Genomic DNA, 20,358 nt, shown 5'->3' on the forward strand with positions numbered 1-20,358 from the left:
GTTTTTGGGGCTGGGTTTTGCCATGGGGTGTCCTTTGGGAGTGGGTGGTGGGATGGGGCGAGGTCTGGGGTGGGCAGGCGGGGTGGAGTGTGGCGGGGTCTGGTGTGGGTGGACGGGGTAGGATGTGACGCACTGGGGTGCGCTATGGGGGCGCGCTGTTTATGGGAGTGGGGATGCGGCTGACAGAGTGTGACGATCTGGCACAGGTTGGGCGTCTGCGGGTTTGACCGCGTGGGAGGATGGGGCCGCCTGCATCCGCAGAGAGGGCGGGAGGCTGGCCAGCAGAGTCCGGCTGGCGGCTGCGTCCCGCCGCAGGGTGTTGGCGAAGGGGAGCAGGATGGTCCGCAGTTCATTCGGGCTGGGCCAGCGGGCCCCAACGGGGTAGCCATCCCTCGGCGGCTGGCGCGTCCATGCAAGGCGGGCCTCCGGCCCCCATGCGCCGGTGGGGATATCTCCGCAGACTTCAAAAATGGCACGGCACTGGCTGGCCGCCTGCCCGGCCCCCGGCGGATTGGTAACCAGACGCCCAAGCTTTTTGAGCCATGCTGCAACGTGCAGCTCCGTGACGGGCTGAAGGGCTGTGTGCAGGGTTTGCGCGTGGTGGTGCAGGGCCGCGACCAGATCTGGCGGAACGTCCTGCCGCGTGAGGGGAATACCGTCAGCATGAGCGGCCAGAATGGCCCGCACGGCAGGGGGTGGCGCGGTGTAGGGCGTGACCGGGACGGCGTGTGCGGGCGGCGTGGGAGATGGGGGCGTATGCGGCATGGCTAGCGTGACGGCGGGCATGGAATCAGACTCCTTCCAGATCAGGCACGGTGGCCCATGCGGCCATGCGTTTGGCGTGGGGCGAGGCCGGGAGTGGGGTATCCGGTGTCAGGCTGTTCTGCCCGGCGGCGGCGGTAACCGTTGCCGGTGCGGCTGCCGGTGCGATTGCGGTTGGGGCTGTGGCCTCGGTGGCGGCCTCGGCAGCGAGGCGGTGGCGGATGGTGGCCTCAAGCCATGAGACGGGTTCCGCCGGGTTGAACGCCTCACACTCCGCCAGCACGGCCAGCACGGTGGCGGCATCATCAGCGAGCATTTTCAGCCATTTGCCCAGCAGGGCCCGGCAGGAGCGTTCTGGTCTGCCGGTGACCCGTTTTAAAAACAACAGGCCTGTTTTGAATAAATGCGTGCGTGCATCCCCGTCCGGCCCGAACGCAGTGAGGGAGGACTCTGCTTCTGACTCTGCCTCTGCTTCTTGGTGTTTAAGGGGTCCGTGCGGGGCTGTGGTTAAGCCCTCCCCTGCCCCCGGCTGAGGCTCTGGCGGAGACTCTGGCTGCGCCTCTGGGTGGGGCGGGGTGCCCCCAGTGCCAGCCGCTGGAGAGGCACCGGAGGCTGATCTGGCAGCCGGTTTCAGGCTCGGGTTACCGCCTGTGCGGCCCCACTGGGCACCGAGGTCTGACGCCGCTTTGTCCCGCAGCAGCCGGCGGCAGAAAACAAGCCCGTCCGGTGTGAGGCTATAGACCCCGGCCTCGCGCAGTTCGGCCATCAGGCGCTGGATCTGGGAGGCTGAAACACCCAGCATCTGTGCAAGCTGGCGGGTGTGCAGCGGGCGATGATTGACGCAGAGATAACCGTACGGCTCGGCCTCGTGCATCAGGCACAGCAGGCGCATCCACAGGCCTTGTGCGGCGAGTGAGCAGAGCCGCAAAGCGGGGTCTCGCTCGTAATCCTGCCACCAGAATTTGGACCAGCGCCGCTTGCTCATACCACGTCCCTCCAGTGTTCCAGACCGCGCCAGATGGCCTGTGTGGCGATGGGATGACCGGCGGGCAGAGGGTCCGGGTCACGCAGGGGTTCGTGCCAGTCCTCCTCCTGCGCGTACTGTGCCGGGGTTTCCGCGCGGGCCTGCTCGTACCGCAGGAGCGCCTGCCGCACGCCCTCCATGCAGCGGCCTGTCTGCCGCCCGATGTGCCGCAGGGATTTCCCGGCGCGACGCAGGGTGACCATCTGCTCCAGCAGGGCTGCGTCTGTTTTGGGGCGGGCGGCGGTGTGGAGGGCTGTGTCCGGGTGTGGTTTGGCCCCTGCGGCATCAGCGGTCTGCCGGACGGGGGAAGGCTGATGGGAGGGCGCTTTATGGGGGGGCGCGTCATGGGAGGCTGCGTCTGGGCAGGGAACGGTTATAGAGTCACGCGTGGAGGGGGATTTATCACATTTTTGCCGTACAGACCGCGGTAGGGACGATGCTGTGTTACGCTGAGGGATGGAGAGGGGATAAGGGAGGATGGAAGAGGCTGAGGCGATGTGGGCGGCGGCGGCCTGATGGCGTGAGGAACGGGCGTGTGTGGCAGGCCGTGCGTGGGGTCCGCACTGGACAGAATGACAAGAAACAGCGGAAAAATTGCTAGAAACTGGCGTTGAAATGGAAAGGGCGGGAGACTGTGAGGCCGGCATAGGCACTCTTCCTTTGAATAGGCGGTAAAAAAATGACCCCAACGCGGACGGTGAGGCTTAAGGGGGACGGTAGGGTGACCAGTCACACACCGTCAAGGGGATATTATGGTGATATATCCCATTTGATCTTTGGGGGATGGCGTGGGATATTTCCCTTATGGATCGCTCATCTGTTGCCAGAGAACTGGAACGCCGCATGGCCCTGCTGGGGCTGACGCAAAAAGCCCTCTCCCGGAATGCCGGGGTGGGGGACACCTATGTGCGCGATATTCTGAAAGGAAAATCCCGCAATCCGGGGGGCGAAAAACTGGAGCGCGTGGCCTCGATTCTGGGCTGCACGGCGCGGGATCTGCTCTTTCCCGCCGGGGGGCAGACTGTGGCGCGGGAAGCGCGGTCCACCTACATTGCAACCCCGGACCAGCCGGAAATTACTGTGGAACTGAACCCGCCGGGCTATGTGGCGGTGCCCTATATCTCGCTCCGGGCGGGCATGGGGGGCTGCGGTTATGTGGAAGACCGGCTGCTGGGGCGCCCAAAGTTTTTTGAAGAAGAGTTTGTGCGCGGCGCACTGCGGGCCTCCCCGTCCGACCTGCGGGTGATTGAGGTAGAAGGCCAGTCCATGGAGCCGATGCTCCAGAACGGGGATATGGTGCTGGTGGATACGCGCAAGACATCCATTATCGAACCGGGCATTTTTGTGCTGTTTGATGGGGATGGCGTGGTGTGCAAATGGGCCGAGCGGGCGCATGAGGCGACGGAGCCGATGGTGCGCATCAAGTCCGAAAACCCGCGTTTTTCCCCTTATGAGGTCCCGGCTGAGCAGGTGCAGATTATTGGGCGTGTTGTGTGGTTTGCGCGGCGGTTGTAATGGGGCGGGGAAACCCACCACAAAAGACACATATCAAGAAAAAATATCGACAAATCGAGATATGATATAACACTCGGTCTTTTTATTGAGCGCAAAATAGAAATAAATTTAATCAGTTATATCTGATACATAGAGACTATATTTGTCTATATATTTAAATATATAGATCATTACACCACATTTCAGCCATAAGCATTAAGAAATACTAATTTTAAATAACTGACAGTGATTGATATGGATTACGGAAGAATTAATTCTAGAAAAAACCTAACACAACAGGACCTTCTCATTGACGACAGCTTATACGTCTACTTACGTCTGGACCGGTGCCGGAGATGGCACGAACTGGAGCGATGCCAATAACTGGACTTACTACGATAATTCAGGAAACCCGACGGCCTATCCGCTGAACTGGGTCAACAACCAGAAGGTTGCGTTACCGCCGGGCACCAGCAGCACCTGGGCGCCGGTCGCCTTTCCGTCTGATGCCACGGTTACTCTGGGCGGGCAGACCTATAACGGCGTAAGCAGCCTGACTGTAGGAGATGGGGCCGCAGTCACGCTGGAAGACGGCGCCGTCAGCGCCAATGGCCTCACTGTTGCGGCTTCTGCCTCCCTGACCATCAGCGGGACAAATGCCAGTCTCGTCACCCCCAGTTCCGCCACTGTGGATGGAACGCTGGGGATTGCCGGAGGTGCGACTGTCACCCTCAATGGCAACGTGGCGGGCACAGTGCTGTTTGGGGAGGCGCCTGACAACACCCACAATACGCTGGTACTGAGCCATTCAGCACTCTCCGTCGGCCGCATAGAAAACTTTACCCCCGCAGACAGCATTGTGGTGAAGGGCTCAAGCTATCCGCACGTGCGCTGGATCCAGCAGGGCACCAGCAATACTTATGCTCTGGTTCCGTTTGATAACAACAACTGGACGCAGAAAGCCATTCTCACCAGCGTCTCTTTCGCAGCCAAAAAGGACACGCAGGGAAATGTTGTGAAAGATGCCAGCGGGAACACGGTTTATTACTCCCCGGCTGATCTCAACCCGGCAGCAACCGCAACCGGCACCATTGATGGCACACATGGAGATAGTCTTTATACGGGCAGCACATATTATCAGGATGCCGGACTGAGCTATAACAGCAGCACCGGCACTGTGACGGTTACCTGCTTCCTCACCGGCTCCCTGATCCGCACACAGACCGGCGATGTGCCCGTTGAGAGCGTGCAGGTGGGGGACAGTCTGCTGACGGTCACGCATGGAGCTGAGGAATATCAGCCCGTGGTCTGGGCCGGATATCAGACCGTGACTGTGCGGCCCGGACTGCCGGATGACGAAGCCGGGTATCCGGTGCGCATCCGTGCCGGAGCAGTCAGTGATGGCGTGCCGTCCGAAGATCTGCTGATCACGCCGGAACATTGCCTGTATCTGGACGGGCAGTTTGTGCCTGTGCGGATGCTGGTCAATGGCAGCAGCATTTTTTACGATCGCAGTCTGACGCACTATACCTGCTACCATGTGGAAACAGCGCGCCATGCTGTGATTATGGCCAACGGACTAAAAACAGAAAGTTATCTGGACACCGGCAACCGGGGGAGCTTTGCACAAGCAGGCCGTGTGGCCACGCTGGGGGCAGGCCGCCGGAACTGGAGCCAGCATGGTGCAGCCCCGCTGGCTGTGACGCGGGAGGTTGTGGAGCCGATGTTCCGCACACTGGCCGCAAGGGCCGCGCAATCTGGGATGCCACAGGCTTCCGGCACACAGGCCTTACCGGAAAAAATACACGATGCAGACCTGCATCTGGAAACAGTGTGCGGCAAGATGATTCGGAAAATCCGTGATCAGGAGGGAAAAATATCCTTCATGCTGCCGGGCGGGATGACACAGGTGCGTATTGTCTCCCGCGCCAGCCGCCCGTGTGACGTGCAGGGTCCGTTTGTGGATGACCGGCGCATGCTGGGTGTTCTGGTAGGGGATATTATGATGCGTGAAGGCAATCTTTCTGCCCGCACTCTTGTGCCGCAAATCCAGAACAGCACCCTGCCCGGCTGGCATGCACCGGACGAAAACGGCGCACGCTGGACAAATGGCTCTGCTCTTCTGCCGTTACCTGCCACGCAGCCGCACGCACTGACTGTGCTGACCCTGACGATTCTCTCCGCAGGGCCTTATGTGCGAGAGGATGGAACACGAAGAGTCTGCGTGAACGGCTGAAACGCAGGATAACCTACCCCGTTAAACCGGAAGGCGTGATAAAATGCCTTCCGGTTTTTATTATAATCTGACGTTTTTATCCGAAGTTTTTATCTGAAATTTTCAGGCAGAACGGATCGACAGGCCACAGGATGTTTTTGCAACATCCTCATATTGTCTGCTAGCCAGCACCTGAATAGACAGAATACCGCAGTGCGTGCTCAGCGGAAGAGGCAGGTACGCGTTTCCCGTTGTCCAGCGGCAGGGAAGCTGTTCCTGAACACTCCATCCTTCTGTTGTGTCAGCCGAAAGATGATCGGTAATTGGGACAGTTGTTTTCATACCCTGAAAAGTAATGCTGCCAACGAGAATACCCAGATGGCGGCGATCATCTACAAATGGACCTTCCACATCACACGGACGGCTTGTGCGCGTGAGGATTTTTACGCTGTCTACGCCCGGCGGGATCATGAAGACATGCGTATCCTGAAGCACACGGAGCGAGCGGATAACCTGCCCTTTCGATGTGACAAGACGCAGATCAACATCGTCTGTCAAAGGAACATCATTGACCTTATAGGGAACGCCAGCGGTTTCCGCACGCACCCGAAGCAGGTTAAAACAGACTTCCGCCGTCTGACGATCAACCGTGCGTGATAAAGGAACCTCTTTCTCCTGACAGGTTACCCCGGCATGGATTGTGACCACCTTACTATCCTGAACAAAGCTGTTCCGGTTTCCTGTGTCCAGATAGCTTTCTGTCAGCACACCATCGGCCCGGATGATTGAGTGTTCGGCGGTTTCAACATGGTAATACGTATAAGAAGAAATTGTGCGGTCATAAAAAATAGAGCGTCCGTTAACCAGCATACGCACGGGAATGAAGGCAGCCCCGAAAAACAGACGGTGATCAGGGGTGATCAGCATATCCTTGTATGGCACGCCATCAGAGATGGCATCTTTAAGGATACGGACCGGGTAACCGGCTTCATCATCAGGCAGGCCACGCTGAACAGTGACATGCTGATACCCGGTCCAGACAATGGAACGCGTTATGGGAGAACCATCTACATACGCAATGAGGTGATCACCCCGTCTGAGCATTTCAACGGCGATATCTCCTGCGGACGTTTCGATCATGCTACCGGGCAGAAAGCAGACCAGAGTAAGCGCCTGCGAGGGATTTCCGCTATAGAGCACTGTTGTATTGGCTGCTTGAAAATCCGCAGGTATGTATGAGGTTCCATCAGATTTTTTTGCAAAAGTGACCGACGCTATCAGGGTATCCCCTGTTTTCCCGAGCAGAGTATAGGTTCCGTCACTCTTTTTTTGCCAGATGACGGGCAGATCCCAAGTATTGCCTACAAAATCTATCACATCGCCAGGAGATAAATTGGCAACGCTGGTCAGGCTGGCGCTGCTGGTGTTTAGCTGAAGCGTATTGGATGTGCCGGACGTTGTTTGACCGAACACGATGTTTGAACTGACACTTTGTGCAATCAAAGTGCCGCCGCCCTGAATTATGATTGTTCCACCGCTGACACTCGACTGAACATTTGTTGTCATGCCATCGATAATTGTATGATTATTCGCCGTAACTGTACCGTGTACTAATAACGTGCCTGTACCTGAGAGAGTGACAGGGTGGGTACCAGTTATTACAAGAGCATTAATAGCATTATCTGCATTTCCCCAGTCCCCTTGCACAGTTCCGGACACAGTAAGGGCATTCCCTGAAGAATCCAGAGTGACAGTATCATGGGAGTTATCACCGTTTTCAATAACAGTCTGCCATGTCAGGCTGGAGGCGGTCAGTGCTGAACTGGTCATTTAAGGGGCCTGTACGATCCGGATATTATGTTAGTTAATTAAAAACTTCGTGTTTTTTATCAGTAATCATTGCCTTAAATAAGTCTTAAAAATGCTAAATTATTTTGCACTAGTGCTAACGTTGTCTTGATTTTTTTGAATAAAAACGATCATTAAAGAATAATTATTCCGTAAAGGCACTAGAAATGCCTACGTGAACCTGTGGGAGCGCACCTCATTACATCCCTCCATCAAACCCAGTCTTTTTTGAAAAAACGAATGACTATGGCAGCCCCTCAACACGCTTTTTTTCCGCCTGTTCTTCCGCAGAAAGATGCTCATCGCCAGAATAATACCGAAAGGCACCGATAAAATGCTTTCCGTATTGCCACGCAGTTCTGACCTGACGGACCGCGAAATTTTTCTATGCTTCTGTTATTGTGGAACGCTTTCCAAAGCTGCGGCCATTCTGGACACGCATCCTTCAAAAATTTCCCGCGCTATCAAATATCTTGAGCATAAGCTTGATACACAACTGGTGCAGCGTAACGGCAAAAAACTGGTTCTGACCCGCGAGGGAGAGCATTATCGCGATTCTATCACACAGGCCTTTAAAGAAATTCTGGCTGAAGAATATATTCTAAAAAAGAAGATTTTTAAAAAGACTATCAAAATATACTACCAGAATATTCCCGGCAGACTTTTTATGGAAAACGTTCTGAATAACTGCATTGTGAAATTTCCTAACATAACCATTGATTATGAAATCATGCCTTATCTGACGAGTGACTGCCTGAAAGATAACTGTGTTTTTATAGGAAATGGCCGCAACACTCTGGTGCCGGAAGACACCATTCGCAAAAACATCTACTCTGATTCCTTACTGATTGGATCAAGTATCGAGAACCCGGAGATCAAAAAAGGGTATCTTTATAATATTGAGCATTTATATGATAAGAAAATCATTAACTGCTCCTCTTATGTCATGCAGTATCTTGATGACATCGGGATCTCCCATGATACGAATTTTAGAAATATTCTCCTCAGTGTGGGGCAGTCTGTTGATTCCATAAAATTTGGCGTCCAAAATAAATGTCTTTTCATGACATGCCATTACTGCTTCCATCGCACCTCTTTTTCAGATCAGGTCTTACAGATTCCGATAAAAGAAAAAATAGACTATTATTATATTGATATTTTTTACAATCAGAACACGCGGGACAATGCCGAAAACAAAATGGTGATCGACTATCTTTACCGTGAAGCACGAGCGTTTTTTTCCAGTTTCAGGAAAACACTCCCGGGCTGATGGACCATAGGTTCTGACTGCATTCTCTACTGGTCAGGCTTACACTGAGACGTGCCACGCTAATAGAAATGAGTTGTCCCGATGTCTCTCCCTGCCCCTGTGACTTACCCCGCCGATCTTTGTTCTGCCGCAGCGGGCTGGAGGTCTCTGCCGGGGAGCAAGGGCTATGTGCGGGAACAGGTGAGGATGGATTGCGCGACGCTGGTGCAGGTGGCGGCGTGCCTGCGCAGCACTGTGGGGCAGATTACGCCATTACTTGAAACGCTCTATTTTCGCGCAGCGCCGCTTGCCGTGCTGGACTGTTGCGCCACGCTGGAGGCGCTGGCGCAGGAGGTGGAGCAGGATGATGTGCAGACCATAACAGAACGCGGGCGGGAGCAGCTCCAGGTTCTTTAAGAACAATGCCTCTGTTTTTGAGACAGGGCTGAGGCTGGTCTGATTCTGTTGCTTTCCTGCAACAAATGCGCAGCCCTTTTGCGACAGGCGCATTTTTGTAATGGATATGAAACGGTTTTAAGGCACTCTGAGGGGGAACGGTTCCGAATTGACGGATCACCGTGATGTGGAAGCACGGATAGCCCCTATGAGAGTCAAACGTCGTTTTTCCCTTCTTGTCACTACAGTCTGCACCGTCGCACCCTGCCTGACGGCTGAGGCTGCAACGTCTGCCTCAGGGAAAACCACCCCGGCGCGCCACCATGTGACGGCACATTCCGGTACGGCGCACACAACGGGCACACCAGCAGGCGTCAGACCGGCTGCAACAGTTTCTGCCGCCCCCGTTGCCCGCAAAACAGTCCGCAAAAGCGGCCCGGTTTATGCCGGAGAGGCCGAAACCATTAACGTGACGACGGGCACACATTCCACAAACCGTAAGGCCAGACAAAGCACATCTCCTGTCACCGTTGTTTCTGCTGCCACACTGAAACGCTCTGGCATGATGAACGTGGCGGATGCGCTGACACGCACCTACGCCTCCATCAACGTGCAGGCCATGGGCGCGGATTCCGCCGCCCTGACCTCCTCCATTCAGATGCGCGGGCTTGGCCCGAATGAAGTGCTGGTGCTGGTGGACGGCAAGCGCCGCCATAATACGGCAAACATTACGGCTGATGCCGGGCCGCAGTTTGGCTCTACCGGCGCGGACCTGAACACCATTCCGGCAAGTGCCATTGACCATATTGAAGTACTGGAAGATGGCGCGGCGGCCATGTATGGCTCTGACGCGATTGCCGGGGTGGTAAATATCATCACCAAAAAGCAGGATCATGGGCTGCATATGTCCGCGCAGACCGGGGCCAATGCCTATAATGGTGATGGCTGGCAGTATCAGCTGAACGCCGATGGCGGGCTGAAGCTGGGTCAGGACGGCTATATGCATATCAGTGCCCAGATGTACCACACCGACCATATGGTGGTGGGGGCGCATGACCACCGCCTGCTGGGAAGCTGGCCGACCAACGCGACAACCACGGGCTATTATAACGGTGTTGTTCCGGGCGCTATGAATGTGCCGAGCGATTCCAACAAGATTATGAGCACGCCTGAAGAAACGCGGGAAAGCCTTGCGATTGATTTTGGCAAGAAAATTACTGACGGTATCAATTTTTACGGGCTGATCACCTATATGCACCGGCATGGGGAAGCCTATGAAAACTATCGCACGCCCAATATTGCGCCGAGCATGTATCCGGCCGGGTTTTCCCCGCTCGAAACGTCTGAAGAAAATGATTATGCCGCGACACTTGGCCTGAAAGGCGACAATTTTTTCGGGTTTGACTGGGATCTGAGCACGACATACGGCGCAGACGGCAACAAGATTGGCAACAAGAACACGGCCAATACAGGGATGCTGGCCAGCACCTGCTCGACCGATCCGACGTCATCCTATTATTCCACAGACGGATGTGGCTGGTCCCCCAACACCACACGGGCCGAGACCTACCGCATGGCCCAGTGGACCAATAATCTGGACTTCCGCCGCAACTTCAACATTGCGCATGTTGTGCCCATGACGCTGGCGTTTGGCGGTGAGCATCGTCTGGAAACCTATGAGATCAAGGCTGGCACACCCCCCTCCTATGAACTGGGAGGCACGCAGGGCTATGCGGGTCTTGGCCCGAACAGTGCTGGTAACTGGAGCCGTGATATCTGGGCGGCGTATGTGGATGGAGACTTCCACCCGCTGAAGCACTGGGATCTGGATTTTGCAGGCCGGTTCGAGCATTATACGGATGTGGGGAACACGGTGAACGGTAAGGTTTCCTCCCGTTACGATATCAACCGCTTTATTTCCGTACGCGGCACCATCAGCACAGGCTTCCGTGCGCCGACGCTGGCGGAACAGCACTATAGCGCCATGAACGTGAGCCCGACCGGGGCATCCGGCCTGTTGCCTGTCAGCTCCACCGCAGCGCAGGTTCTGGGTGCCAGCCCGCTGAAGCCCGAACGCTCCGTGAGCGAGAGTGGCGGGATTGTGCTGGAGCCTGTGCGGGGCTTCCATGTGGAAGCGGACGTGTATCAGATCAACCTGCGGGACCGCATTGTGGGTGGCGGCACGGTGAAGGGGGATGCGGCTGTCAGCGCGATTGAAGCCATGGGCTATACGCTGCCCCTGAACAGCATGAACGTGCAGGATGTCTCCGCTTATTACATGACCAACGGGGCCAGCACCCGCACGCAGGGTCTGGATATTAAAGCCGACTATACCTTCCGCTTTGAAAGAGCGGGCAACCTGACGCTGAGCATGGCGCTGGACCTGAACCGCACCCGCCTGCACCACAACGGCACGGACAGCAAAGGGCAGCAACTGCTGAACGCGCAGAATATTGGCTACATCACCACGGCGTATCCGCGCAGCAAGATTATTCTGAACGCACTGTATACCTACCGGAACTGGGACTTTAACGTGCGCCAGACCCGGTATGGTGAAACAACCAGCATGCTGACCTATTATGACTGGACGGACAAAACGCTGCCCTGCGCAAGCGGCGGGAAACTGGCTTACTCTAACTCCTGCTTTGCGCAGTTCAAGAACTCACCGCGCTGGCTGACGGATATTGAAATTGGCTATCGCTTCAGCCCGCGCTGGCATCTGGCCGTGGGTGTGAACAACCTGCTGAACGTGCGGCCGCGCCGGGTGCCGCAGATTAACAACTCTCGTGGTGCGCAGATTTATGACCAGTTCTCTCTGCAGGTGCCGATTACGGGGGGCTACTACTATGGCCGACTGGATGCGAGTTTCTGAGGCGTCTGCCTGACAGTAAAACCGGGCACAGGATTGGGGCGGGGTGTGAGACCCCCGCCCTTTTTTATTGAGGAGCGCTTATCTGGTCTGGGATGTTGTCAGGGGTTTTTATAGAGTACGCTTGAGTGTCAGACTGATTTTTCCGGTTTCAGCAGGGATTTGCACTGCACGTATGTCTCCTTATGCCGGAAGACAAACAGCAGATAATAATCCAGCGCCCGGCTGCGGCGTTTGGAGGTGTGGGTATAGAACGGAAAAACATCCAGCGGGCCTTCATACCCCGGTGGAATGGGGTCCTGTTCCAGAATGGTCTTGACGCGGAACAGGGGCAGGTAAATATGGGTTGCTCCGGCGTTCCTGCGGACATGCCAGAGGTTTTTACGGAACTTTTTGAGCCGGTCCGGCAGAATGAAGATCATGTTTTCTTCAATAAAATTTTCGTCCGGGGTGCTGTTCCGCAGGTAGCGCATGTCATCGGGCATATCGCAGAAGAAATTATAGCCCTGAATAATCATAATGGTCTTTCTGAGTGTCCTGTCTGGTTTGAAAATACGGGTTTAACGCCGCAGACCTCCATACGGATCATCCTGCACGTCTTCCGGTTTCTGGCCGCGTTTGCGGCGCCGGAGATAGAGCACGAGGCCGAGCGGCACAACCAGCAGACTGCTGTAACGGCTGAGATTTTGCCATTTTGAGCTGTGCAGCAGGATATCCGTCGCTACCCCGGCGCAGTAAATCCCTGCCGCGAGAGTGCCTGCGGCAAGCAGCAGGCTGAACACGCCAATGGCGATTTTCTGCGCGATGCTGTTCTCAGGCATGATGCCGTCCCCTGTGGTGTGCTGCCGGTGGTTTTCTCTCCGGGCGCTGCGTCGCGCCGCTTGGAAAAGGGAGCATACACCCGGCGGGCCGGGGCGTCACGGTGCGGGACAGCGGGAGGCAACGCGGCCGGATGCCGCACGTTAGCGGCAGGCTGGCCCTGTAGGCCGGAATGACAGTAAGATGCCGGGGACAAAGCAGATCTGTTCCGCCCTGTGTTGAGACGGTGCAGACTGACCAGAGGACGATGAGGACGCAGATGCACAGACTTGGGACGGACAGCGCACAGACAGGCACTCAGCGGGCGCGGGCAGAGCAGGCAGGGCGCGCCAGACGGCCGCAGCCGCTCCGGGCTGGTGTGCTCGCTTTGGGGTTTGCCGGAATGCTGGCGGGCTGCGCGGGGGAGCATGCAACGCAGCCTGTTGCGGTGTCTGGCAAGCCGGACGGCATTTATCAGGCCTCGGGCAATGAGCCGTCCTGGAATATGACGCTGGCGCAGAAGATGCTGACGCTGGAAACGCCGGACGGCCCGCGCACGGCGGCCCCAGTGTTGCATGCGCACGCGGAAGGGCGGGACCGCACATATGAAACGAAATCCGCGCGGGTTGAGATCACCTCCAAAGCCTGTTCTGACAGTATGAGTGGCCAGAATTATGCCGATACGGTACGGATTGTGACACAGAACCGCACACTGACCGGCTGTGGCGGCGCGGCACTGGCCCCGAACAGCCTGAATGGCACGCGCTGGGTTGTGACCGCGCTGGACGGACAGCGGCTGGTGGATGGTAGCAAAGCGCCTTCTGACACTGACCGCACGACCGACCAGCCGGGCCTGAAAGCCGGTGCGCCGGATATGGCCCCGACGCTGGATATTAATGACAGCGGGAAGGTATCTGGCTCTGACGGTTGCAACCGCTATGTGGGCGGGCTGGAATTTGGCAAGGATGGCCGGGTGAAAGCGGCCCCGCAGGGCGGCGTGAGCACGCTGATGGCCTGCCCCGGCCGCCGCGATACACTGGCCCGGCAGTTCTCCACCCTGACCCGTGCGGCTACGCACTGGCGGATGGAGGGCACAACGCTGGTGCTGGAAACAGCGGATAAGAAAACTGTGCGGCTGCGGCAGGTTTTCTAAAAAAACGCCTGAGCCTTTTCTGGCTCAGGGTTTTTACGGGCTGTTTCTGAACCTCAATGTTGAAAGCACCACGGTTAAAAGCACCACGGCTGTGTGCGCATTGAGGGTTTTTGAAACAGCCTGTTTTACACTCAGGCCCCGGTGCGGGCGGCCTGAGCGGCGGCGCGGGCGGCGGCTTTTTCTTCTTCGGTCCAGATTTTACGTTCACGCACTTTTTGCGGTTTGATCTGCTTGACCGGACCGCCACCGAGGACGGGCGCGCGCTTGGTGGAGGTACGGGCTTCTTCCGAATGCCAGGGGTGGTCGGTGTGGATGGTCAGGGTGCGGCCAATTTCACGCTCAACATCATGCAGCCATGCGCGCTGTTCGGCATCGCACAGGGTAATGGCGTAGCCGCTGCGCCCTGCCCGGCCTGTGCGGCCGATGCGATGGACGTAGCTTTCCGGCAGGCTCGGCAGGTCATGATTGAAAACATGCGTGACCGTATCAACATCAATGCCGCGCGCGGCGATGTCTGTCGCCACCAGAACCTGCGCCGTGCCAGCACGGAAAGCGTCGAGAGCGCGTTCCCGCTGGCCCTGTGATTTATTGCCGTGCAGGGCTTCCGCCGTGATCCCGGCCTCGGTGATGAAGGCGCAGACTTCATTCGCGATGTTCTTTTGCAGCGTAAACACCACGGCCTGCCCCATGCCGGGGGTACGCAGCAGGTCCAGAAGGGCTTCCTTCTTATGCGCCGCATCCATGAACATAACGGACTGTTCAATCCGGTCTACCGTGGTGGACGGCGGGGCAATTTCAACATTGGCCGGGTTGTTCAGCAGGCTTTCCGCCAGCGCCGCAATGGATTTGGGCATTGTGGCGGAGAGCAGGATGGTGTGCCGGTCTTTGGGCAGGGTCGCGACAATACGCTCGATGGGTTTTGCGAAGCCCATGTCCAGCATCTGGTCGGCTTCATCCAGCACGAGGGCTTCAAGCCGGGAGAGGTCACATTCGCCCTGCGTGACCAGATCCAGCAGGCGGCCGGGGGCGGCGACAATCACATCCACGCCGTTTTTCAGGGCGTTGATCTGGTGCATGGGGCTGACGCCACCAAAAATGGTGGTGACAGTAAACGGCAGGTGCCGGCCGAAACTTTCAAACCCTTCCGCAATCTGGGAGACCAGCTCCCGCGTGGGGGCCAGCACCAGAACGCGCGCGCCGCCTTTGGGGGCCGGACGCGGGTTTTGGGCCATACGGTGCAGCAGAGGCAGCACGAAGGAGGCTGTTTTGCCGGTACCCGTCTGGGCCATGCCCAGCAGATCCCGCCCTTCCAGCAGCAACGGAATGGACTGTGCCTGAATGGGTGTGGGGTTGGTGTAACCTGCCTCAGCCAGCGCATCCTGCAGGGGCTGCGCCAGAGGGAGATCAGCAAATGTAACAGACGGGGACATGCAGGCAGCGCCTCCGGCGCTCAGTAAGGCTGCGCCGGGTGGGGCATCGCGGTTTTGGAACGGGGCCTTTTACGGGCCGGGGGTGCGGTGCGTCAACCAAAAGACGGGGCTGTGCAAAAATTATATGGTTTCTAATTTGGTAATTTGCTAAATAACGAATCATGAATGACGTGTTCAAAGCCCTTGCCGACCCGACCCGCCGGGCCATTCTGGAAATGCTGCGGGACCGCGCCATGAGTGCTGGCGACATTGCCGCGTGCTTTACGCTCGCCAAGCCGACCCTCTCCGGGCATCTGGGCGTGCTGCTGGCGGCGGACCTTGTGCACCGGGAGCGGATTGGCACAACGCTTGTGTATCACCTGAAACTTTCAGTTCTGGAAGAGGCCTGGCTACGCCTTGCCTCCACCATGCGCCTTGGAAAGGACGCCCCGCCATGCAGCACAGATACGGCCCCCGCATCACCCTCGCGCTGAGCGCCGCCACGCTCGCCATTGGTCTGGTTCTTCTGTGGCGCGCGCCGGACGGGGCGCTTGTGCCTGTCCATTTTTCCGGCCAGTGGGTGCCGGACCGGTTTGCAACCCCAGCCCACGCGCTGACGGTCTGGGTGGGCCTGCTGGCGGCACTCTGGCTGTTCTTCCGTGCCGTGGCGTATGGACTGCGGAACCACAGCGGATTTCAGGCCTCCGTGCGCGTGTATGATCAGGCGTGGATAACGCTGACAGCCCTGCTGTGCGCTCTGACTGTGGGCTGTATGGAGGCTGCACTGGGGATAAAAATTGCTCTGGGGTCACTCAGTTCTGTCATGCTCGGGGTTTTCTTTATTGTCGTGGGGAATGGTCTGGGGAAGATCCGCCCCAATAGCGTTCTGGGTCTACGGACCCCGTGGACGAAAGCCAGCGTGCGGGTGTGGGAGCGCACGCACCGGGCCTGTGCGCCCTTTTTTATTCTGACCGGCGTTTTTTTGACGGCCACCGGCTTTGGCGTGCTGGGCGCACCGCTGAACAGGACGATTATGAATCTCTGCCTGCTGGGGCTGGTTGCGCTCTGCTATGGACTTTCATGGATTTACTGGCGGCAGGAGCAAAAATACGGGTAAGGTACCGGGGATGGACTGACCGTTTCTCCGGAAAGAGACCTTATGAACACACAGGTTTTTCTGCTCTGCGCGGCTGTGCTGCTGTTGGCGCCTGCCAGAGGTTTTGCCGCGCCTGCCCGTGAGACGCTTTTTGACCCGCAGCATCAGTTTACGCTTTCTGCCGGGCCGGGCTGCGCGGACCGAGGGCCGGGTATCACGCTCCAGTCCGCCACCGCCAGCCCGCGACAATTTGCCGCCACACGGACCGAACTGCCTGCGGAAAAGATGCGGAACACGACCCTCCAGCTCCAGGCCACACTTCATGTGCGGGCGGTGCAGACCGGAGCCGGGCTCTGGGTTGGGCTGTATAACGGCACGCAGCAGAGTGCATTGAGAAACACACAGAAAGACCCGGTGCGCGGGGAGGATCTGACCCGTACTCAGACAATTACGCTCTGGGTGCCCCCACAAACAACGCGCATTGTGTATGGCGTCACGCTACAGGGCACAGGCAGCGTGACCGCCTGTGGCTTACGCATGGAGGCTCCCGCGCCTGCGGAAAACAGGGAGGCTTCTGAGTCCTCTCTGCCCGTCAGGACCATGCGTTTTGTTCTTGATACTGTGCGGGAGCGTGCTTTGCACAGTGCTGCGATTGACTGGAGCACACGCACCCCGGCCCTGCTGGATCTGGCCAGACACGCCAGTGAGGACGATCTTTACGCCGAGATGCGGCACCTGCTGGCGGACCTGCATGACGGGCATAGTTTTATACTGCCCCCCACCAGAGCCAGAGGATTATCAGAACGACCTGCGACGCTGCCGGTTTTTACGAAACTCTCCTCTGGCATCAAGATGATTTCGGTTCCTGATTTTACATCCCACAACCCTGAGGCCATGACGGCCTTTTCCGCCGCAGGGCACACGATCTTTGCGCAAGCGTCTGACATGCGGGGCTGGATTGTGGATTTGCGCGGTGACCAGGGCGGGAATATGTGGGCGATGCTCGGGATTTTAAAACCCCTGCTTGGCTCGGGGGATCTGGGCGTGTTTGAAGACCGGACAGGCCAGCGGTCCAGACCCTGGCGCGCTGAAATACAGGGGAGCGGACAGGTGCAGGCAACCGGGCCGGATTTAGCCCGCGTGCCTGTGGCGGTTCTGATTGGCCCGCAGACTGCCAGCGCGGGCGAGGCGGTTGCCATTGCGCTGAAAGGCCGCCCTCAGACACGGTTTTTTGGACGCGCGACACACGGCCAGACTACCGGCAACACAACTTTCACCCTGCCGGACGGTGGGATGCTGGCGCTGGCGACCGAGCATGAATGTGACCGGAGAGGGCAATGCTATGAGGGGCCAGTGCAGCCGGATGACGTGCAGGCTGACCCGGATGCGGCGTTACGGGCGGCGGAGGAGTGGATGCAGAACAGCTTTCCTCAAACACTCCAATAGATTTTTAGAAATTCGCCGTAACGGAGAAGCGGGCGGAGCGAGGTTCCAGAGGATGATAGGTGGAGCCTGTTTCAACCGGGGATGTGGGGGTCAGGCGGTAATCATAAGCATACTGGGAGGCAGAGGCGTGGGTGTTGGTCAGGTTATAGAGACTGGCCTGCACCTGAAGGTATTTTGTGATGTGGTAGCCGACATCCAGATTCACTTCCTTATAGCCGTGTGAGCGCATGGAGTTATCTTCAATCAACGGATAGGAGCCGAGCCAGCGGAACTGCACGCCACCAAAGATGCCGCAGGGGTGGTCCGCCAGCAGGCCGAACGAGCCGATAAAATTGGGGGCATTGGCCACATACAGCCCCGGCAGACCATACACACCGGGATTGCCGGTAAAATAACGGGCATGGGTTGAGGCGATATCTGCATTCAGCTCCAGCCAGGATAGCGGGTGATACTGGCCGGAGAGTTCAAACCCCTGCCTGCGGCTGGGGGCGCCGGCGTCATTCACGCCTTCATCCGCATCATATGTCAGTTCCGAGCTAAAATCGATCCGGAAAAAGGCTGCCTGTAAATTCAGTTTTGGGATGATATTGGTGCGCACGCCCAGTTCTTCACTGGTGGCGCGTGTCATGAAGGGCGTGGCGATGGCCCCGTTGGCAATGCCGTCGGTCGGGACGGTACCCAGCACGGCACGGATATCGTTAGAATGGTAGCCCTGCCCTGCGCTGATATAAAACTCCGTTTTATACCACGGGCCAAAAATCAGGCTGCCCTTGGGCTGGAAAAGCCACTGATGCACCTTGCCGTTATAGCCGGAAACAAGACTGTGGTCTGAACCGCCGTAATAATCCCCGCGCAGGCCGACAACAGTGCGCAGCCAGGGCAGCCAGTGCGTAATATTCTGGCCAAACAGGCCGACATTGCCCTGAGATACTGTATCGGCATTACAGACATACCGGCCTGTGGGCACGCTGCTGTCCGGGCAGTCCGGCAGGACTTTCCGCTGGTGGGTGTGGCGGCGGTCAATATAAATACTGTCCCAGCGGCCCTGTACGCCAAAAGTGGTGTCTGTTGCACGGTGCAGCACCGTATCATGCCGCTGATAGGCGGACGTGCCACCAAAGGTGGTGCGGGTTTCATCCTGCTGTTCCTGATCCCCGTTGATGGGGTCATTCAGGTAATGACTGAAATCATTCCATAATGTCAGGCGGCTATGCACAACATAGAGGGACGTTTTAAGCTGCCAGTTATCCTGATGCAGAACGTGATGGGCGGAGACGCTGAACCGTTCTGAATAGCCGCCATCACTTGGGTCGAGAGAGCCGTAACGGCTGATCAGGCCTTTCTGATAGGCTTCCAGTGGCTGATCTGTCGTGTTGTTCCACAGGCCCCGGTAATACAGGCCAGTCAGGTTGAATTTGGTGTGTTCTGTTGTGTGGGTGTAGCGGGCAGCGGATTTGATGCCCCGGAAATTATCCGGATGCGCCCACGGGCCATTGAGATGGTCGAGCGAGAAAGCGCCAAGCAGCTTATCGCCATTTTTGAAATGGGCTGTATCGCCAATAAAGGCATGCTGGTCCCCCAGCGTGCCGAGGCTGCCGGTGGCCTGCCCGCGCAGATCATCCGTCAGGCGGATATGGTCGGACCCGACGACGCCAAAATCCCCCACATCCGCGTAAAACGGGCCTTTGGTGTAGTCGATCCCCTGCGCAAGTTCGGGCATGAGGAAATTGACGTCCGTATAGCCCTGCCCGTGCGCGTGGGTGGGTTCATTCACCGGCATATCATCCACAAAACTGGCGAGGTCTGTGCCGTGATCAAGATTGAAGCCACGCAGCAGATACTGGTTGGCTTTGCCCTCGCCCGAATGGGCCGTGACAACCAGACCGGGCACGGATTCCAGCAACTGGCCCACGCGATACACCGGGCGCAGGCGGAGTTCTTTGGCAGTAATGCTGCCCTGACTGGCGGTGAGCGCGCGGCCAATCGGGTCTGTGTGGGAGGCGATCACCTGAAGATGTTCTTCCCCGTGGGCGTCAGCCGTTTTGTGGCCGAGGAGCTTCTGGGCGGAGACCGGGGGACGGCGGTCCGCAGAGGGGGTGCCGGACGTCGCGCGCTGGCGTTGAGCGGAAGCAGGACGAACGCCGGTCTGGGGGGCGTGCGGGCCTGTGGTTGTCGCGGTGCGTCTGGCAGTCCCTCCGCCGGGTTTTGCGCGGTGGGCCGCCTGTGCCGTGAGGGTGGTGAAAGCGGAGGCGCAGAGCAGCGCGACGACAAACGGAGAGCGCCCGCGCCCGGCAGGACGCGGAAACACGACGTGGACCATACCTGTTCCCCGATATCCGGCGCACCCCGTCCGGCTATCATGACTGAGCGACGAAGGCAGGTCTCCTGGCTCACGGAGGGGGATCTGATGCGCCTTCCCAGCCTTTTGGGCCAGTGGCGTGAGGCATCAGCGCACCGTTTACAGTTGCGGGGGCAGCCGCTGCCTGAACCCCGGACTGATGGCCCGGCCGGATTCTTCAGCGTTCCCTTTTCACTCGCTTGCGCGAGACCTTCGACAGCCGCAGAGGTAGGGGATGGGTTCCGGGCCGGTCAAGGGTTG

General features: G+C 57.8%; 17 protein-coding genes and 1 riboswitch. Of the genes, 9 read left to right on the forward strand and 8 right to left on the reverse strand.

Translation table 11 applies throughout. The features are described from left to right. Positions 1-159: 159 nt before the first annotated feature. From JK199_RS07525 to JK199_RS07535, 3 genes are read right to left on the reverse strand one after another with little or no spacing between them, the layout of a single operon-like run. Positions 160-786 (reverse strand): hypothetical protein, encoded by a 627-nt coding sequence (locus tag JK199_RS07525; protein WP_212374933.1) that lies wholly within the window; start codon positions 784-786, stop codon positions 160-162. 4 nt (positions 787-790) lie between these two features. Further along, positions 791-1,747, reverse strand: coding sequence for a winged helix-turn-helix domain-containing protein (locus JK199_RS07530; protein WP_212374935.1), 957 nt, complete (start codon positions 1,745-1,747; stop codon positions 791-793). Further along, a complete protein-coding gene (locus tag JK199_RS07535) occupies positions 1,744-2,433 on the reverse strand; it encodes a hypothetical protein (RefSeq protein WP_212374937.1) in 690 nt (229 codons plus the stop codon). Before JK199_RS07535 ends, JK199_RS07530 begins: the two co-directional genes overlap by 4 nt. 157 nt (positions 2,434-2,590) lie before the next feature. Between JK199_RS07535 and JK199_RS07540 the strand changes: the two genes are divergently transcribed. Further along, positions 2,591-3,301 (forward strand): LexA family transcriptional regulator, encoded by a 711-nt coding sequence (locus tag JK199_RS07540; protein ID WP_025829378.1) that lies wholly within the window; start codon positions 2,591-2,593, stop codon positions 3,299-3,301. 289 nt (positions 3,302-3,590) lie between these two features. Then, a complete protein-coding gene (locus JK199_RS07545) occupies positions 3,591-5,516 on the forward strand; it encodes a Hint domain-containing protein (RefSeq protein WP_212374939.1) in 1,926 nt (641 codons plus the stop codon). Positions 5,517-5,618: 102 nt separating this feature from the next. On the opposite strand, the gene JK199_RS07550 is transcribed toward JK199_RS07545, so the two are convergent. After that, on the reverse strand, positions 5,619-7,325 hold the full coding sequence (locus JK199_RS07550; protein WP_212374941.1) for a Hint domain-containing protein: 1,707 nt from the start codon (positions 7,323-7,325) through the stop codon (positions 5,619-5,621). Between the two features lie 352 nt (positions 7,326-7,677). Between JK199_RS07550 and JK199_RS07555 the strand changes: the two genes are divergently transcribed. The 3 genes from JK199_RS07555 to JK199_RS07565 all read left to right on the forward strand — a co-directional run bounded on the left by JK199_RS07555 (position 7,678) and on the right by JK199_RS07565 (position 11,860). Beyond that, positions 7,678-8,613, forward strand: coding sequence for a helix-turn-helix domain-containing protein (locus JK199_RS07555; protein ID WP_212374943.1), 936 nt, complete (start codon positions 7,678-7,680; stop codon positions 8,611-8,613). A gap of 81 nt (positions 8,614-8,694) precedes the next feature. Then, entirely contained in the window at positions 8,695-9,009 is a 315-nt protein-coding gene (locus JK199_RS07560; protein WP_212374945.1) for a hypothetical protein, read from the forward strand. A 187-nt stretch (positions 9,010-9,196) separates the two neighbouring features. Beyond that, complete coding sequence (locus JK199_RS07565; RefSeq protein ID WP_086655882.1) at positions 9,197-11,860, forward strand: TonB-dependent receptor plug domain-containing protein; 2,664 nt, start codon at positions 9,197-9,199, stop codon at positions 11,858-11,860. Between the two features lie 128 nt (positions 11,861-11,988). Here the strand turns inward: JK199_RS07565 and JK199_RS07570 are convergent, their stop codons facing one another. Both JK199_RS07570 and JK199_RS07575 read right to left on the reverse strand, forming a co-directional pair. Beyond that, the gene (locus tag JK199_RS07570; protein ID WP_212359706.1) at positions 11,989-12,375 is read right to left on the reverse strand and encodes a hypothetical protein; all 387 of its coding nucleotides are present in this window, start codon (positions 12,373-12,375) and stop codon (positions 11,989-11,991) included. Between the two features lie 42 nt (positions 12,376-12,417). Then, positions 12,418-12,678, reverse strand: coding sequence for a hypothetical protein (locus tag JK199_RS07575; protein WP_077931081.1), 261 nt, complete (start codon positions 12,676-12,678; stop codon positions 12,418-12,420). A gap of 257 nt (positions 12,679-12,935) precedes the next feature. On the opposite strand from JK199_RS07575, the gene JK199_RS07580 reads away from it, so the two are divergent. Beyond that, the gene (locus JK199_RS07580; protein WP_212374947.1) at positions 12,936-13,808 is read left to right on the forward strand and encodes an META domain-containing protein; all 873 of its coding nucleotides are present in this window, start codon (positions 12,936-12,938) and stop codon (positions 13,806-13,808) included. Between the two features lie 131 nt (positions 13,809-13,939). On the opposite strand, the gene JK199_RS07585 is transcribed toward JK199_RS07580, so the two are convergent. Further along, complete coding sequence (locus tag JK199_RS07585) at positions 13,940-15,238, reverse strand: DEAD/DEAH box helicase (protein ID WP_212357441.1); 1,299 nt, start codon at positions 15,236-15,238, stop codon at positions 13,940-13,942. 161 nt (positions 15,239-15,399) lie between these two features. On the opposite strand from JK199_RS07585, the gene JK199_RS07590 reads away from it, so the two are divergent. The 3 genes from JK199_RS07590 to JK199_RS07600 are packed head-to-tail and all read left to right on the forward strand — an operon-like array spanning position 15,400 to position 17,759. After that, on the forward strand, positions 15,400-15,711 hold the full coding sequence (locus JK199_RS07590; protein ID WP_077931078.1) for a metalloregulator ArsR/SmtB family transcription factor: 312 nt from the start codon (positions 15,400-15,402) through the stop codon (positions 15,709-15,711). Continuing rightward, complete coding sequence (locus JK199_RS07595; protein WP_212374949.1) at positions 15,672-16,334, forward strand: SdpI family protein; 663 nt, start codon at positions 15,672-15,674, stop codon at positions 16,332-16,334. The genes JK199_RS07590 and JK199_RS07595 overlap by 40 nt, the downstream gene beginning before the upstream one ends. Before the next feature lie 42 nt (positions 16,335-16,376). After that, entirely contained in the window at positions 16,377-17,759 is a 1,383-nt protein-coding gene (locus tag JK199_RS07600; RefSeq protein WP_212374951.1) for a S41 family peptidase, read from the forward strand. A gap of 4 nt (positions 17,760-17,763) precedes the next feature. On the opposite strand, the gene JK199_RS07605 is transcribed toward JK199_RS07600, so the two are convergent. Continuing rightward, positions 17,764-20,067, reverse strand: a complete 2,304-nt coding sequence (locus JK199_RS07605) for a TonB-dependent receptor (RefSeq protein WP_342356301.1) — start codon at positions 20,065-20,067, stop codon at positions 17,764-17,766. Between the two features lie 50 nt (positions 20,068-20,117). Continuing rightward, positions 20,118-20,327: riboswitch (cobalamin riboswitch) on the reverse strand. Between the last annotated feature and the right edge of the window lie 31 nt (positions 20,328-20,358).

It is taken from the genome of Acetobacter persici, from assembly GCF_018256955.1.
Lineage (GTDB): Bacteria > Pseudomonadota > Alphaproteobacteria > Acetobacterales > Acetobacteraceae > Acetobacter > Acetobacter persici.

What these genes read in the sequence shown, in the direction of transcription:
- JK199_RS07525 (WP_212374933.1), bottom strand. Translation starts at nt 786, where the DNA reads ATGCCCGCCGTCACGCTAGCCATGCCGCATACGCCCCCATCTCCCACG.
- JK199_RS07530 (WP_212374935.1), bottom strand. Translation starts at nt 1,747, where the DNA reads ATGAGCAAGCGGCGCTGGTCCAAATTCTGGTGGCAGGATTACGAGCGA.
- JK199_RS07550 (WP_212374941.1), bottom strand. Translation starts at nt 7,325, where the DNA reads ATGACCAGTTCAGCACTGACCGCCTCCAGCCTGACATGGCAGACTGTT.
- JK199_RS07600 (WP_212374951.1), top strand. Translation starts at nt 16,377, where the DNA reads ATGAACACACAGGTTTTTCTGCTCTGCGCGGCTGTGCTGCTGTTGGCG.
- JK199_RS07540 (WP_025829378.1), top strand. Translation starts at nt 2,591, where the DNA reads ATGGATCGCTCATCTGTTGCCAGAGAACTGGAACGCCGCATGGCCCTG.
- JK199_RS07570 (WP_212359706.1), bottom strand. Translation starts at nt 12,375, where the DNA reads ATGATTATTCAGGGCTATAATTTCTTCTGCGATATGCCCGATGACATG.
- JK199_RS07555 (WP_212374943.1), top strand. Translation starts at nt 7,678, where the DNA reads ATGCTTTCCGTATTGCCACGCAGTTCTGACCTGACGGACCGCGAAATT.
- JK199_RS07565 (WP_086655882.1), top strand. Translation starts at nt 9,197, where the DNA reads ATGAGAGTCAAACGTCGTTTTTCCCTTCTTGTCACTACAGTCTGCACC.
- JK199_RS07560 (WP_212374945.1), top strand. Translation starts at nt 8,695, where the DNA reads ATGTCTCTCCCTGCCCCTGTGACTTACCCCGCCGATCTTTGTTCTGCC.
- JK199_RS07580 (WP_212374947.1), top strand. Translation starts at nt 12,936, where the DNA reads ATGCACAGACTTGGGACGGACAGCGCACAGACAGGCACTCAGCGGGCG.
- JK199_RS07575 (WP_077931081.1), bottom strand. Translation starts at nt 12,678, where the DNA reads ATGCCTGAGAACAGCATCGCGCAGAAAATCGCCATTGGCGTGTTCAGC.
- JK199_RS07595 (WP_212374949.1), top strand. Translation starts at nt 15,672, where the DNA reads ATGCAGCACAGATACGGCCCCCGCATCACCCTCGCGCTGAGCGCCGCC.
- JK199_RS07590 (WP_077931078.1), top strand. Translation starts at nt 15,400, where the DNA reads ATGAATGACGTGTTCAAAGCCCTTGCCGACCCGACCCGCCGGGCCATT.
- JK199_RS07585 (WP_212357441.1), bottom strand. Translation starts at nt 15,238, where the DNA reads ATGTCCCCGTCTGTTACATTTGCTGATCTCCCTCTGGCGCAGCCCCTG.
- JK199_RS07535 (WP_212374937.1), bottom strand. Translation starts at nt 2,433, where the DNA reads ATGCCGGCCTCACAGTCTCCCGCCCTTTCCATTTCAACGCCAGTTTCT.